The organism is Paenibacillus sp. LS-5 (assembly GCF_056121505.1).
On the sequence record NZ_JBWAVA010000003.1, the window covers coordinates 1 to 16155 of the forward strand.

General features: G+C 46.2%; 9 protein-coding genes and 1 pseudogene. All 10 read right to left on the reverse strand.

Annotated elements, in window-relative coordinates:
• Window positions 1-789: pseudogene (locus tag AC0MA3_RS05650) on the reverse strand (hypothetical protein); the annotation flags it as partial.
• A 120-nt stretch (window positions 790-909) separates the two neighbouring features.
• A complete protein-coding gene (locus AC0MA3_RS05655; RefSeq protein ID WP_474655448.1) occupies window positions 910-1353 on the reverse strand; it encodes a hypothetical protein in 444 nt (147 codons plus the stop codon).
• Between the two features lie 125 nt (window positions 1354-1478).
• On the reverse strand, window positions 1479-2201 hold the full coding sequence (locus tag AC0MA3_RS05660; RefSeq protein WP_074087298.1) for a response regulator: 723 nt from the start codon (window positions 2199-2201) through the stop codon (window positions 1479-1481).
• 4 nt (window positions 2202-2205) lie between these two features.
• Window positions 2206-3363 carry a sensor histidine kinase gene (locus AC0MA3_RS05665; RefSeq protein WP_379157535.1) on the reverse strand — a complete coding sequence of 386 codons (1158 nt, stop codon included), beginning with the start codon at window positions 3361-3363 and terminating at the stop codon, window positions 2206-2208.
• Window positions 3364-3421: 58 nt separating this feature from the next.
• Window positions 3422-6151 carry a stalk domain-containing protein gene (locus AC0MA3_RS05670; RefSeq protein ID WP_474655449.1) on the reverse strand — a complete coding sequence of 910 codons (2730 nt, stop codon included), beginning with the start codon at window positions 6149-6151 and terminating at the stop codon, window positions 3422-3424.
• Window positions 6152-6359: 208 nt separating this feature from the next.
• A complete protein-coding gene (locus tag AC0MA3_RS05675) occupies window positions 6360-10391 on the reverse strand; it encodes an Ig-like domain-containing protein (RefSeq protein WP_474655450.1) in 4032 nt (1343 codons plus the stop codon).
• 186 nt (window positions 10392-10577) lie between these two features.
• Window positions 10578-11780 carry a methionine adenosyltransferase gene (gene metK, locus AC0MA3_RS05680; protein ID WP_474655451.1) on the reverse strand — a complete coding sequence of 401 codons (1203 nt, stop codon included), beginning with the start codon at window positions 11778-11780 and terminating at the stop codon, window positions 10578-10580.
• 255 nt (window positions 11781-12035) lie between these two features.
• A complete protein-coding gene (locus tag AC0MA3_RS05685) occupies window positions 12036-12305 on the reverse strand; it encodes a small, acid-soluble spore protein, alpha/beta type (protein WP_474655452.1) in 270 nt (89 codons plus the stop codon).
• Window positions 12306-12484: 179 nt separating this feature from the next.
• A complete protein-coding gene (locus tag AC0MA3_RS05690; RefSeq protein WP_474655453.1) occupies window positions 12485-13036 on the reverse strand; it encodes a hypothetical protein in 552 nt (183 codons plus the stop codon).
• Window positions 13037-13126: 90 nt separating this feature from the next.
• Window positions 13127-16012, reverse strand: coding sequence for an Ig-like domain-containing protein (locus tag AC0MA3_RS05695; protein WP_474655454.1), 2886 nt, complete (start codon window positions 16010-16012; stop codon window positions 13127-13129).
• Between the last annotated feature and the right edge of the window lie 143 nt (window positions 16013-16155).

Consider the following 16155-nt stretch of genomic DNA (forward strand, 5'->3'; position numbering starts at 1 on the left):
CAGGCAGCGTTCCCCGGCGCGGCGGGCGGCAGAGCCGCGCCGGGGCAGGCGCAGCTGCGGCAGGCGGAGCGCCGCCGCGCGGAGAAGGCGGCCGGTGACCGCAGGGAACCGGCCTGCGCCACGCACCGTAGAACCTGCCATTGCGCTGCGCAGAGCAGGTAACACGCCAACAGCGGCTTCCAAGCTCAGCCGCCTCTGCAAATGGCAGAGCTGTACGGCCGCCCGCCACTGCCCAGTAAGTCCGGGAAGCTGCTCTGCAAGGAGCGCTTCGACTTCAGGCTGGAGTAATGAACGGCCATTAAGCGCTTGTATCAACTGATCAGCCGCATCTCCTAGAGCAGCCTTCGCTCTGTCTTCTTCCATTACATTAGCTATATTGTACTCTTTATAGTTAATGTAGGCCCTTGGGTCGCCTCCGGCCGTTCTAACCTCCTCTTCCAATAACGCCCGGAAAGAGACTTCATTATACAGTCTACCTACACTCCAGCTACCGCCGGCTCTCCTCTCTTCATCGATTTCTGCTCTGAGTACATCTGCCATATATCTCCCCCAGTCCTGCTCCTGCCAATGCCCTACTGACGGGAAGGAGCTCCATTGCTCCCTTAGCTTCACCGCCCAACCCAGAGGAAGAGCCATAGAGAGGAGTACCCGCTTGTCCGCAGCACAATTACTCCACCCATCCTGTTCTGCTCCATTACTACTCCACCATAACCTGTCTACATTCATATCGAGTGAAACCCATAGACTCCAGTCCCCCCCAAGCTCCACTGCATATACAGCCACCTGCATCTGCTGCACCTCCTCAAAATATTTCCTCCCAGCTGTCTCATAACAGCACAAAAAAGCACACTCCCCCATTTCTGAAGAGTGTGCTTCACCCGTTTCCTGCTTTAACTGCATATGTTATGATTATTCGCCTCGCTTTGATCTGCATCCCCTGCTCCACGGCATTTGCAGAAAAGGCAGCGGTACCGGTTGTCCAGTCCCCCGTAAATCCACTATGACTCCAGACTGGAGCTCGTGATCTGACTCCAAAGAACAGATGGGCCTAGCCGGAATCAATTCCAGTGCGGAACCATTCCGTGCAAGCCGTGTAGCTATGTCCAATGTTGCATCACTCGATCCGTCGTCCATCAAGGTTATCTGCAGTATCTTACCGCTCAGCAAAGAATGGAAGGTCAGCGCTCTGATATACCATTCCACTACATATTCATGATTACGAGTAATGAGAATATATTGAATCCGTTTGCCTGTTGGGCTACCCTGCCGGGATCGCTCCCGTTTACTTAGCATATGAACCAACACTACCGCAAAAACATAGATGGCCGCAATCCATATTAACTGGGCTACCATGGAGATACACCTCCTCTTATACCGACACTATATGCCGGTGATAAAAGGTCGGTGACTGCCCAGGGCAGACTGCATTTTCCTTCTAATGTGCTGCAGTCATTATATGTAATAGCTTAACCTACTATCTACAGCGTTACCCACCCATACTTTATCGAATTAATAACAGCTTGAGTACGATCATCAACTTCCATTTTTTGGAGAATACTGCTCACATGGTTCTTGACGGTTTTTTCACTGATAAACAGATATTCACCGATCATTTTATTGCTCTTGCCTTCAGCCATCAGACGAAGCACTTCTGCTTCACGCCGGGTCAGCGGATTGTTGTCACCGGCAACAAATTTAACTCCAGCCTCTTTAACTGCAGTTTCAGCAATAGCTCCTGTTTCATTGAGATATGTCATACGGCGCAGCTGATTAATAAGCTTGCCAGTAACCTTTGGATGAATAAAGGCATGGCCTTCACAGACCGAACGGATGGCATTAATAAGCGATTCCGCCTCCATGTCCTTCAGCAAATAGCCATTGGCACCCTTGCGCAGCGTTTCAAATACATAACTCTCATCATCATGAATCGATAAAATAATGACTTTGACATCCGGGAACATTTCCCGCAGCTTTTGTGTGGCTTCCACACCATTTTCAATGGGCATATTGATATCCATCAGGACAATATCTGGTTTGGTTTCGTTGCAAAATTCAAGCACCTGAATACCATCACCACATTCCCCAATGACCTCAATATCTTCCTCCATATTTAAAATCCGCTTTAGCCCTTCACGAAACAACTGATGATCATCGGCCAAAAGAACTTTAATGGGCGACTTGCCAGGATTCTGGTTTTCCATCACATTACTCCTTCCCTTTTTCCACATTCGTCGGAATGTGAATTACGATTGTTGTACCCTGATTCTCGGCTGATAGTATTTCCATTCTTCCTTCGAGCAGTTCCACGCGTTCCCGCATGCCGACCAGCCCAAAGCTTTCACGATTTGCCTGTTCACTGATTTTCTTCACATTGAACCCAAGACCATTATCCTTCACGACAATCTTGATCAGTTGTGCCTGATAAGTGATCTCCACTAATACGTAGCTCGGAAAAGCATGTTTGGCCGCATTCGACAATGCCTCCTGGACCAAACGGTATACGGCTGCCTCCATAGCTGATGACAGCCGGTGCTCCTTACCCCTCGTTTCAAAAGAGGTCCGGATCTTTGTCTTTTCCTCATAGTCATGTACGTATTTCCTGAGTGTCGGAATCAGACCCAAATCATCAAGCGCCATCGGACGCAGATTAAAAATCACCTTCCGCATTTCTTCCAGGCTGTATCTTACCTGCCCTTTCAAGTCTAATACTTCGTCCTGTACCAGCCCAAATTCCTGCTTTACCAGCATTCTTTCTACAATTTCCGTCCTTAGGACTAGATTCGCCAGCATTTGAGCAGGACCGTCATGAATTTCCCGGGCAATTCTTTTGCGTTCCTCTTCCTGAGCCAGGATTATTTTGAGCCCGATCATCTGGCGGTTCTTCGCAGATTCGACAATCCTCGTCACTTGTCCTAGTTCTCCGGATAGATATTCCAGAACAACGCTCATTTGCGAACCAATCGATTCTGCCCGCTCTACCGAATTTTCGACACTGCGGACCCGAAGCTGCAGCTCGTCACGCCTGCTCCGAAGATAGACCTCCCTCTCTCTGGTCATCATCAGTTCAAGCTGAAGCTCTGTCGCTTTCTCATAAGCGATTCGGATATCCTTCTCGGAGTAGCGGACAAAGTCCCGGCTGACCTCTGTCAGCCGGATACGGGAGCGGTGATACTGCAGCTCCAGCTTGTCTACCTTTTGCAATGTTTCATCCGTTTCATCCATGACCCGCTGCAGTTCTTTGTTGAGTGCAACAAGCTCATCCCGTGCAACCTGCAATATTTCAAAAATCTGATACTTGCTGCTCTCCATCACGTCGATGGTATTCTTAATGACGCGATCTATCGCATCGGCTTGAAATTCCACGGATGCTTGCCCCATTTCTATCGGATCGTATTAAAGACTTTCCTTTAATATTACCATATCATGATTCGATAGTTACGGTCTTCGTTTTCTGTTCCCATTTTACGGTGAGTCCCAGCTGCTCCGAAACCAATCTAAGCGGTACTAAAGTCCTGCCTTGTAGGATTAAAGGCGCTACTTCAGCACTCTGACGTTTACCATTCAGTATGAATTCCTTCTTGTTAACCGTCAGATCAAGCGCTTTGGCCCCGCGAAGCACCAGAATCTTTTTGGTCATCTGATCCCAAGAGGCACTCCCGCCAAATGCATCCAAGACTACTTTTATCGGCACATAGGTACTTCCATTTTTAACAATAGGAGCCACATCAATCGCCTTCTTTACACCGTTGACCGTTATGGACTTAGACCCGATACTCATCGCAGCAGTTCCTGTTGGAAGTCCGGCTTCACTGGATAGAGAAGGCATTATGAATGACAAGTTGTCAAAAGCAACCGTTCCTGTCTTCGCCCGTTCATCCTGGCCTTCTTCTACATTCACTACATACAAGCGTTTCAGCGTTGCCGGGAACTTGATCCCTGAGCCTGACAGATCAATATTGAGACTCTTCCAGCCGTTCCAGTCTATTACTTTGGCCAAATCAATGTAGGAGGTAGTCCCACTACCATCTACAACTTCAGCCCGGAGCCAGTTAAGACTCATATCACCCATCACATCAAGTGACATCGACGTTGCCGTTGCCGGAATCTGTTTACCACTCGTCCCGTTCAATTGGGCATAGGCATACATCTTCCCACTGCCTGCAGTCATATCATAGCTGAGTGAAAGTACCTTAGAACCTGCCTTTTCAGCGTTACCGGCCACAACTGCAGCCGTTCCGGTCACACTGCCCACATTGGATGTGAAGGCAATCGGATAACCTACATTTTCGAAGTTCTCCCATGGCGTAGCCGCTGCTGCAGACAATACAACTGCCGTGCTGAAGCCGTCATAACGGGCGATTGCATATCCTGTCGTAACACCTGCATCAACCGAATCAACCTTCAGTCTGCCATCCTGAACACTACCCTTGAAACCGATAAGCTCCCATTTCAGTGATGCTGGCGGAACGGTAAGCGACGCGCCGTTTTTAGCCAAAGCAGTCACAGGCACGTATACGGATGCCCCGACCGTCAGCGGCGCTGTAGCTGTGGCTACCATTAGTCCTGACAGGTCTTCTCCACCCAGTACTGTAATCCTTGTCGAGGCTGAGGCGGCACCGCTGGCTGCTGTCAATGTGGCTGTACCTGCTTTAACCCCGGCAGCGACCCCGCCGCTTACGGTTACACTGCCATTACTTGAAGTCCACGAAGGATTCCCTGCAGCTACGTCAATAGGATTGTAGTACGTATCATAGCCCTTTAAAGAATAGGCTGCCTTTTGTCCGATCAGCAATACTGAGCTGCCGCTAATCTTAATCCCTTTCACTTCGCCATGCGGAGCTGAGGTGTAGACACCCACTCCGTTGACAATACTCCGCTGTTCGGTGCCATACTCGGTATTGAAGGTCAGGCTCGTCGAGGTTTCGGCAAGCGGCCGGTCTACCATGGTTGTAGATCCGCCTCCATCCAGATTTAATCCTTTCCAGACCCCAATATTCTTCATGAAGGATTGAAGCTCGGTCAGTGACATGCCCGCACTGTTGGCATTGTCTTCGACAGCGATCACGTACACATATCTTCCATCCTGTGAATAGCCGAGTGCTGTACGTGCGCGGTAGCCCCCAATACTGGAGATGGAGCGAGAAAACGTTGCCGCTTGGCCGTTATTCACCAGAATGGTATGCCCGCCAATCATCATCTGCAGACTGGCAAGGTCAAGCTCCTGCTGGGTGGTTTTGGAACGAAGGGTATAGACACTGCTCAGCTTTTGTCCTACAGTCAGATGAGCTTTGACGAACTGGGCTCCCAGCCCATGTGTCCGCAGAATGTAGGCTCCCTTGGGCACCGCTATAGGTAAAGCTTTGTCTACTGAAATCTGGGTAATGGTGTCATTCTCCACAAGCACCTCGGTGGGTGTAGTCGAGCTGTTCTTTGGCCGGTCCAGAGCAGACCAGGCATCCGTATAGATGTAAGCCGCATTTGCATGACTATAGGTCGAGCTCCCGCCTTCCGGGCTGTATGCGCCTTTATTAATACCTGACAATGGAAACTGGGCTCCGTCCTCCGCAGTAACCAGTCCTTCGAACGAATACTCATCAATTACAGGTTTGCGGTCTTTGGTAACGGCAAAAGCATACATGCCTTCAAGCTGTGAAGGTGTGGATACCACAACTCCGCCAGAAACCTGACCACCGATAGGAGCACCCTCTCCTCCTGTATTAAAATAATCTCCGTTCACTGCGGCTACCGCCCCAGTCTCTGTCGCCATTCCACCGGTGCTTTGCCGTGTGGTTAATTGGCCTTTCTTGCCTGTCATTACATCCAGAGATACATAGGGATTATTAAGATCTACGCGGATCACATCCGCAAGACCTGTTACGTTCTTCCCGGAACGGGCTGTTGTATATTTGTATTTCATCATAATAGCGCCTGAAGTAATTACTTCTTCACCCAGCTTGGTCACGGCAAAGGATGAGGCCGCCTTCGCGATAGGTGCCTTTCCTAAGCTTAATTGCGGCAAACCTTCACTGCCCAAAACAGGCATGATCCATAATACTCCTGCTAATGATGCCGCAATCCACTTTTTAGCTTGCAGCTTCTTCATTCCCTGCAACTGCTCTTTACTCTTCTTCCCCATGAAAACTTCATTCATTTCAGCGTAACTCTCCCATCTCTTTTGTACTCACAAACTTCGTAATCAAACTCATACTATTAGTTCCCGCGTTACCATTACATCTTTAATAGACTGATTTTAGACCAGAAAGTTGCGATTCTGATAGATTCTTCAAGAAACTGGACAAGATAAAATAAGCGTCCAGGGACCATTCCCCGGACGCCATAGCAACAATAGTCTTTTGAATTTATAGGGATTCTGCTTGCTTCAGCATTCGTTCTAACATTACAGCTGCCTGGGCACGTGTAGCATTGCCTTGCGGTTGGAACTCCGTGGGGGTCATACCCAGGATAATACCTGCTTGTATGGCCTTGGCTACGAATGCTGTATTTTGACTATGAATCTTAGAACTATCCTTGAACTTTAACAGAGAGGATGAAGCTGTTCCGTTCAATGTAATCGGATGTTTCGTATAATCCATAGCTCGGACCATCATGATCGCCATCTGTTCCCGGGTAATATAATCTCCCGGCCGGAATGTACCATCTGTATTCCCCATGATGATCCCCGCTGTAACAGCGGCGTCAATGAAATCACTAGTTTGGTTAAAGGGCTGAACATCTCTGAACTGCTGCACTGATCCACGCACCGTCTGTAGTCCAAGACCCCTGCTTAACATCACAGCAAACTCGGAACGGGTGATTTTTTGATCCGGCTTGAATGCTATCCCATAGCTACTATCAATGATGTTCTTAGCGGCCAGCTCTGCTACAGTTGTTCTGCTCCAATGCGAAGCCATATCTGAAAAGGTGCGCAAGGATATAAATATTCCAACAACCTGGTTTCCGTTTGTACGTGTACCAATCACAGTATAATTGCCAACTCTACTGATTTGAGCCGGTAGATGAATAGCATCATTATACGTTGAATCTACACTGGCAGCCATCGTCTGCGCACTATTCAGGATAGCTGCATTACGCACTGTATAGTCAACTTTTACATTCGTTTCCTTTGCATTGGAGTAATTATCTTTGAGGGATCCCGTCAAACGCAGATCGACAAGACCAGTAACGCTGCGTACAGCCTGACTTTCAATCTTTTGTTCAAATGAATAGAACGTTCCGCTCGGTACATTCTCCATCCGCATAACAAGTGATACTTTATTAATATCTGATCCCAGATTAGTAGCAAGTGCATTCATATCAATATCGCTTAGCGCCACTTTAAACATATTGTCACCATAACGGATGACCAGCTTGGCATTTTTATTGCGATTCACCGCATCAGATAAAGTTTTTAGCCCTACGGTAACATAGGCCGACTTTTCTGTAGAAGGAACCTCAAATGCTAATGTGTCCGCCCCGGTAAGGTTCAAATATTCATAACTGGCGGCCACCCGATCGGCATTCAGATCATATCTTTTAACCAATTGCTTGTAGACGGAAAGATCGGATACTGCCAGTGCAGAATCGCTTTTCAGAAGTGGATACTCCTGACCAAACTCACCGGATGCCAGACTTCCAAGATAGGACGGGCGTCCTCCATTCCCGGAAGATTCGGTTGTCAGATTTTGAACAGTCAATGTGTTAAAGGAGGGAAGTGAATTGCCGCTTGAGTCTGTAATCATCCCCGCACCAGACAGGTATGACAGATCAACCTTCTGCCCCGCTTTCACTGCTTTTGAGAGCTTAATCTTCAGGGTGGTTCCTGACAAAGTGAAATCCTGAATATCCACACTGCTGCCATCTGCTTTTATGCCAAATTGATTAGCATATAATTTCGAAGAAGCCTGCATGCTCTTGCTGAACGTAACGATAAGTTCATCGGCATTCACCACAGCCCCGCTAATTTGAGATACTGCCGTGTCTGAAGTTACCGTTACTGGCTGCAGATCAACATATGCTGCACGATTTCCGTTTAGATCACTTAGCCCCAGAGTACCAGGAACATAAGATATGGTAACTGCCCCGTTAAGCGGCAGATTACTTTGAAGAGTTAACGTAACCTGCGCACCATTCACTGCTACATTGGTTACATAGTTTGCTTTGCCGTCGACAAGTACTGAAAATTGACTATTCATCGGCAGATTACTGCTTGCCAGACCCTCATTATAAGTCAGAGTCATTTTATTCCCGGCTCCGGAAGCACTTTGGAAGACAGGTGCGACGGTATCATTACTATTCCGGATGTTAAAGTCTGAGAAATTGGCGATATTTTGACCCAGTGTACTGAGCAAAGGATAAGAACCGGCATAATAGGACACCTTCACAGGCTCTCCGTTACCCGCCTCACTACCAACTGTTAAATATACATTACTCCCGCTTGATCCGATAGAATCCACTCTGAGGGAATATCCACCTGATGTCACCACAAATTGTTCTCGGGCATAGGTAGAGACTGTTTTCAACGAATCATTAAAAGTCAAGGTTACGGTTCTGCCTGAGATCCTGCCCTCTTTTGGAGTAGGAAGTGCTGAATCTATACTATTAGTAACCTGTTTTGCTGAAAAAGTAGAAGCTGCATTCCCGCTAGTATCTTGAATCGTTCTTAGACCTCCAGCATAGCTTACTTTTACATTTTGACCAACCGCTATACCTGTACCAAGAACGACTAAGACACTGTCACCCTGGACATAGGCGCTGTCTATTGAACGGCTTTCATCATTTACCGTAACTCCAAAACTCGAAGTAAGCAAAGCTATGGATGGATTGAGTGTCTCATTATATTTCAAGCGGATCGTCCGATTGTTGTCCAGTGTAGCTGAGGTAAACACCGGAGCCGTTTTGTCTACTGCCACTGTCCGGAAACTCCAGGCTTTCGCACCTGACAGCCCTTCATATTGCGAGGTAGAATCAATTGCATCCGAGAAAGCGCCCTTGGCAATATCCACATAATATATGGTATCCGGTTCAAGCGCTGCTGCCGGCTTAATCACAAAATCTTTAGCCGTGGCACCCGCCAGTACAGATGTAGCAACCTTTGTCCCGCTGCTTTTATACAGGTTGACTCCATTGGCAACAGTACTATTGAATACCGCATCCCGATTGAAGCTAAGGGAGATGGTTTTGGAGATGTCTACCGATTCGCTCCGGTCCGCCGGTGTTAATGAAGTGATCAATAGACCTGTAAGGGAGGCCGTTGTGAACGTCCATTTATATGGTCCAGAGGCAGGAAAGACATTTCCATCCTGATCATAAAAAGCTCCTTGTGGAATAGTAACCGTATATAATGTACCGTTTAATAGCGGCGAGGTAGTGGTAGCAGGAAGAAGTGTAATGACCGTACTCCCTCCTCCCGTGACACTTGTTGAGTTAACATTAAGCCATCTCGTTCTGGAGTCATCCTGCGCACCTGGGGAGACAGAGATATACCCGGATGCCGGGCTCATTGGACGATCAAAATACAGCTTTAATGCTCCACTTACCGGTACGCCAGAAGATGCGTTCACTGGAGAGGTCGATGCTGTAATAGCGCTGCTTCCGATCGTAGAGAAGCTCCAGATACTTCCACTGGAAATTCCCTGGAATGTTTTATTGCTTGCATCTTTAAACGCGTAGGAATCGATAAGCACATAATAATTCCCGCCAGCCGGAAGTTTGTTGGATAACGTTAGTGTAACTGTAGTTGAAGTGGCGTCGCTCTGCAAATCTACTTTGGGCTCGCTATCCTTAATTATAAATTCCTGAATGACTGAGTTATCCGCAGAAGACAGCAGTTTAACAGAACCTCCGCCTCTCGCAAGGACTCCTGTCAATTTCATTGTCAGCTGTGTTAAAGTCCCCGCATCCACTCTAGTATTGGCAGCAGGGGCATAGCTGGTTGCTAATATAGCAGGATTGGTTTCTGGAGCGGTAGTGAAAGACCAATTGGTCTCCGCTGAAACATTCCCTGAAGCATCTATGAACAACCCTTTAGGAATGTTTACACTATACGTCGTATTTGGAGCATACTTCAGTGCAGCGTCTAACTTAATCTCATATCCTGCCGAATTCCCGATCAATCCAGAACTGCCTACAGGAATTTCTGCAAAAAGAGCGCCTGAATCACGGGTAGTGATTGTTATTTTTCCGTTTTGCGGTATAACCTGCCGGTCAAAGCTTAGTCCCAAGGGTGATCCCACATTCACAAAAGCTGCACCTGCAGTTGGTGATGTGTTTATTCCAAATTCAGATGCGGCGAATACCGCCGATGTATGTACTCCGATAGTTGGACTGCCCAAACCGAATAGCAAATTGCTTGCAATGATAATAACTGCCCCTATTGTTACCTTCTTCTTCATCCCGTAAAAAGCTCCTCTCAAGCCATTCTATCATCCAACCTATATTGTTATATTTCGGCTGGAGGGCTTCCAAAGTTTAGAAAGGGGACTTCAGCGGTTAGTGAAATCTACCATAACACAAATAAGCCCGCTTGAGCGGCCCTCATCTGTGAGGTTCGTTCGGCGGGCTTACTTATAAATTTATGATTAAATACCTGCTTGAGCTTTCAGCATATCCGCTCTGTCTACACGTTCCCAAGGAAGGTCCACATCAGTCCGTCCAAAATGGCCGTAAGCTGCGGTTTGTCTATAGATCGGTTTACGCAAATCCAGCATCGAAATAATTCCAGCTGGGCGGAGATCAAAATTGCTGCTGATTAACTCAACCAGCTTTTCTTCACTGATTTTGCCTGTTCCATATGTATCCACATTAATCGATACAGGACTTGCTACACCAATGGCATAAGCCAATTGAATCTCACATTTGTCAGCTAGGCCGGCAGCGACCAGATTCTTAGCCACGTAACGAGCTGCATATGCCGCAGAACGGTCGACTTTGGTTGGATCCTTACCAGAGAACGCACCGCCACCATGACGGGCATAGCCACCATAAGTATCGACAATTATTTTACGTCCGGTCAGACCTGCATCACCTTGTGGGCCACCAATGACAAAACGGCCTGTAGGATTAATAAAGTACTTTGTATTCTCATCAAGCAACTCAGCAGGAACTACCGGCAGAATTACATATTCCTTAATATCTGCTTGAATTTGTTCGAGAGAGATTTCTTCTGCATGTTGTGTAGACACAACAATGGTGTCCACCCGAACCGGTTTTTCATTATCATATTCAATGGTTACCTGTGTTTTGCCATCGGGACGCAGGTATTCCAAAGTACCATTCTTACGAACCTCAGACAAGCGACGGGCAATACGATGAGACAACGCAATCGGCAGAGGCATCAATTCGGGAGTTTCATTGGTAGCAAAACCAAACATCAATCCCTGATCACCCGCACCAATATTCGCTGTTTCTTCAGCAACCTGTGCAGGGTCGCGGTTTTCCAGTGCAGCATTAACCCCTTGGGCTATGTCTGCCGACTGTTCATTCAGTGAACTCAAAACAGCACATGTATTATAGTCAAAACCGAATTTAGCACGAGTGTAGCCAATTTCCTTGATGGTATTGCGAACAATTGCCGGAATATCCACATATTCCGATTTGGTACTGATCTCCCCAATGACCAACACCAGACCGGTTGCAACAGCAACTTCACAAGCCACACGGGCATTAGGATCATTAGCCAAAAAAGCATCAAGCACTGCATCGGAGATCTGATCACAGATTTTATCCGGATGCCCCTCGGTTACGGATTCTGAGGTAAATAAATGACGTCCTTTAATAGACAATACAACAACCTCCCATATGGTTGATCTGACACTGTAAAGGGATTATTCGCGGATACCAGACCTAATGATTTCCAGATAACAATAAGACAAGTTTGTCCACCTAGACTATCATTAGCAAATCTTCCGGCTCCATAATCATAGTTAATCTAGTCAGATAAGTTCAAAAAATGAACCTTTCCCGATTGGAAAAGGTTTATGGCTTTCCTCAAAAGTCATATTAACTTATTTGCAAGATGGTGTCAATTCAAGACATTCTTATTTGAAAAGAGACTGTTCGGCCTGCTTCACAAGCCTCTTGGTTAGTTCTCCACCAACAGATCCATTGTCGCGGGAAGTAAGATGTCCCAGATAAGAAGATCCATATCCCATTGAACCACCTGTTACACCAAGCTCAGACGCAAATTCAGTATCTGCCCCCCCACTATTAGGAACACCATACAACCCAAACTCCGAAGCAATTTCATACTGCATTTGTTTGAGCATTGCCCGGCTTTCCGGTACTACTGTGCGATTAGCACGTGCCATATTCAAGCACCTCCTGATAATTTTTAAGATTACAGGAAGTATTGTGCGCCTGATCCACCGCTTTGAATCGCCTCAATGTTTGTCAGACGTGGTAATCCGTTCCGAAGGTATGACCTAACCATTGCTGGGGCATTCTATTTTATAGATAGTTTATTTTGAAGATTCAATTTATTCTTACATTATTTCAATGTATAAGTGCCGCGTACCATTACAACCAGGCCTAAAGTCTGACCATCTTGAACTGTTATACCCCGGCCCGCACGTGGAAAAGATAATAAATGGTTGGTCGGAGCTGAAGCACCATTGGTAAGATCTACGCCATCTGTTAAATCACCCACGCCATTGCTATCCTGCGTAGTGATTACTGCTTTGCCAGCCCGAACTATAAATTCAGCCCCTGCTCCGGCAATAAGAGTCTGACCAGGTTTTACATCAACGATAACAAAGGCAGTAGAAGCACTCTGTGCAGGAGTACTTGTTGGAGCGCTGGTTGGAACGCTTGTGGGTGCAGGAGTAGCTGTTGCTGAAGGAGCTTGTGTGGCAACAGTACCACCTTGGAGTGCTCTCTGAATCTGTTGATCCACATAACTTTTGGTAACAACCGGATCATCTGCAGTACCTGGTTGAGAACCTACACTTGCGCCTTCAGCAGTAAGATTAAGTAAAGACCCTGCCCATACTCCACCAGCTACTACCATCGTAGTCATTGTAATTTTCCAAGCTATTTTCAACGAAGTTCCTCCTCTTATATGGATAAATGGCTATAAAAAAAAGAATAGCCTCCGAAGAGGCTATTCTTTGCTTCGGTAAGGAAGCTGATATTATTTACCGTATACAGTAGTGCCAGTAGTGATGGCATTTCCGCTCAGGTCAACAATGTCAGATGCAGGTGTTGTAACCACGCCGGAAGAGTTAGTTTCCTTAGCTTGAACTGTTACGCTGATCGAGTTCACATAAGCTGCACTCAAATCAAGCAGACCAGCAGCATCAGTTGTGTATCCAAGAACTTCGTTGAATTGTACGACATTATCACCGTTCAAATCAATGTAAAGAACTTGTTGAGAATTGTAAGTGCCGGATTTGGTATCGAAGGTAACATAGTACTTACCTTTATCAGTACCTGTCAATTGAGGTCCACTCACATGAGCAGATGCTGTAGGAATAGTAATACCGTTAATAACAAATTTAAAGTCGGAAGAATCAACCTTAGTTCCATCAACGGATTCAGAGAATGTAAGAACGAGTCTGTTTGCATCACCTGCGGAAATCGCAGCAGCAGTCAGCTTAGGACTTACGCTATCCTTAACAGCAACTTGGTAAGGGAAAGCAACGATAACATTACCAGCAGTATCAGTGATACCGTTGATTACCAATTCCAGAGTACCCTTAGTTCCGATAGCGGAGTTAGGTACAAAGATGGTTACTTTAATAGGAGCAGTGTTGCTACCGGAGTAGTCCGTAATGATGTAAGAACCAGCTGGAAGAACTGTTCCATCCAATGTGTAGTTGTTTACATCACGAAGAGTTGTAAGTGTAAGACCACCAGCATCTTTAACTGTGAAGTCAAATTCATGATAGCTTGCACCGTAAGTAGTGTTAACTACACTTGTAACAAGCGCAGGTCTAGTAGTATCAGTGCTGGAAGAAGCTGTGATAGTCACTGGTACAGCAATTGCTGCAAGAGCATTTGTTGCTGCAGAAGTATCTTTAACATAGCCAGCTGCAAGACGCAGTGTGTAAGTAGCGCCCGACAGGGACTGACCGTAAGTCAAGGAAGTACCGTCAGCAGACTTCACAGGTGTAACTGTAAGGTTTGTTGGTACGCCTGTAGCATCATTGATCAGCACAGGTGCTGCAATAGTTGTATCAACATTGATAGCTTCAGAGAATTTAACTACCAAACCTCTGCTAGTGTATGTTGCACTTGTGACAGTTGGTGCAGTTACATCCTTAGTGAAGGTAACAGCTTGTGTGGAAGCTGCTGCAACTACGTTACCCAGAGTATCTTTAATAGTAGATCCGAATGAGATCGTACCATTGAAAGTACTAGCTGTATTGTAGGAGAAATAGTGCTTCAATGTGAATGTTTTAGCATCGCTACCAGCAGTAACCTGGAACACACCTTGGGAAACCCCGTTTGCATCAAGCAAAGTAATGTTGTTGTTCAAAGTGTTGATATCCATAGCCTTTGTGAACACTACTTTGACAGTACGCTCACCAGTTACAGTTACGCTTGCAATTGCAGGAGCAACTACATCAGATACTACAGCAACCGATGTTTTCAATGGGTTAGGAGTAGCATAGTTACCTGCAAAGTCAGTCAGATTAAGCAAGGAAACATCATAAGTAGCGCCACTTGTCAATGTGCTAGAAGTTGTCAGTGTGAGCTCATCAAGTGGAGCACCAGCATTGCGTGCAGCAATAGTAGCAACAGCACCATTGACATAAGCTACAGCAGTTCCAACACCTTTAACAGGCTCGCTGAGTTTGATGTAAACTTTGTTAGTAGTTGTTTTAGCAGTTGCAGAGATTGACACTACAGAAGGAGCAGTGGTATCAGCAACACTCAACAATGCAGTGTAAGCAGGGAATGCTTTATCAGCAGCAGTTCTTACTGCATCAGTTACCACTACAGTGTATTGACCCTTAAGGTATTCAGCACCAGCAAAAGTTACAGTAGCTGAAGTAGCGTCATCAGACAGAACAACAGTTGCAGCATCAGTATCAACTACTGGCGCGCCATTCAGTGCGATTACTTGTACTGTTCCGTATACCAGTGTAGTTACACCGCTAACAGTTTCAGTGAGAGTATCCGCATCAATTGCACGGTTGAATTTGATCACGGCTTGTTTGCTGTTTGGAGCTGTTACGGAAACAACCTTAGGAGCAGCCAAAGTTACTTTTGTACTGTAATCAACGTTAAGGTGTTTGAAGTTGATTGTTGTTTCAACACCTTCTACCAGTGCGGTAGTCAAAGTTACAGTTTCAGTTGTTTTGTCAGAGAAAGTTACTACAACGCTTGTTGGGCTTACTGCTTCAGCAGAAGCAACAGTCAATGTAGGAACAGTAAGTTTCTGGTCAACTGCATAAGCTGTTTCTACTACCAAAGAACGAGTAGCGTTAGCTTTGAAGTTGGTTGTTTGAGCAACCAGACCAGCGTTGATTACTGCTTGAGCATAGCCCTTAGCCCATGCGGATGCAGTGTTGTCAGTTGTAGCAGGAGTTTCAAGTTTCAAAGCGCGGAACAATACAGCCGCTACTTCTTCAACTGTTACTTTGCCGTTGTAGTCGAAGATACCTTTAACAGTATCTTTACCTTGCATCAATTTAGCTGCAGAAACAGCTTCGATGTAAGGAACTGCCCAGTTGCTGGCTGTGTAACCTTTATCTTTGTAAGAAAGCTTGCCAGTTACTTCAGTAAGACCGAACAATTTAGTTACGATCTTAGCGAATTCAGCACGAGTCAGATCTTTTTCAAGATGAGCTTGACCGTCTGGGTATCCGTTAAGAACACCTTTAGCTGCCAAAGCATCAAATTTCGCTTGCGGAGTTGTTGCAGTTTCACCAAATGCTACAGAGGCAAACATCGAGAATGCCATTGCTGTAGATAATGCTACGGATAAAATTTTCTTCATAACCTTTTTTTCTCCTCCTTGGACGTTCATGAACTGGGTTTCTTCTTTAGTTGGGTAGCTCATGTTACTCATTAGCCGATGCACCCCCTTTCCCGAGTTGAGCATGTTAAGTATAAATAATGTCTGTGACGGGTATCACAGAAACTTGTAAACAGGTTTTGGACAGAGTAATACTAGATTCCTAATTCTACCTAAGTATTATACAATGTGCCTCA

What these genes read in the sequence shown, in the direction of transcription:
- AC0MA3_RS05675 (WP_474655450.1), bottom strand. Translation starts at nt 10,391, where the DNA reads ATGAAGAAGAAGGTAACAATAGGGGCAGTTATTATCATTGCAAGCAAT.
- AC0MA3_RS05660 (WP_074087298.1), bottom strand. Translation starts at nt 2,201, where the DNA reads ATGGAAAACCAGAATCCTGGCAAGTCGCCCATTAAAGTTCTTTTGGCC.
- AC0MA3_RS05695 (WP_474655454.1), bottom strand. Translation starts at nt 16,012, where the DNA reads ATGAGTAACATGAGCTACCCAACTAAAGAAGAAACCCAGTTCATGAAC.
- AC0MA3_RS05685 (WP_474655452.1), bottom strand. Translation starts at nt 12,305, where the DNA reads ATGGCACGTGCTAATCGCACAGTAGTACCGGAAAGCCGGGCAATGCTC.
- AC0MA3_RS05655 (WP_474655448.1), bottom strand. Translation starts at nt 1,353, where the DNA reads ATGGTAGCCCAGTTAATATGGATTGCGGCCATCTATGTTTTTGCGGTA.
- AC0MA3_RS05670 (WP_474655449.1), bottom strand. Translation starts at nt 6,151, where the DNA reads ATGAATGAAGTTTTCATGGGGAAGAAGAGTAAAGAGCAGTTGCAGGGA.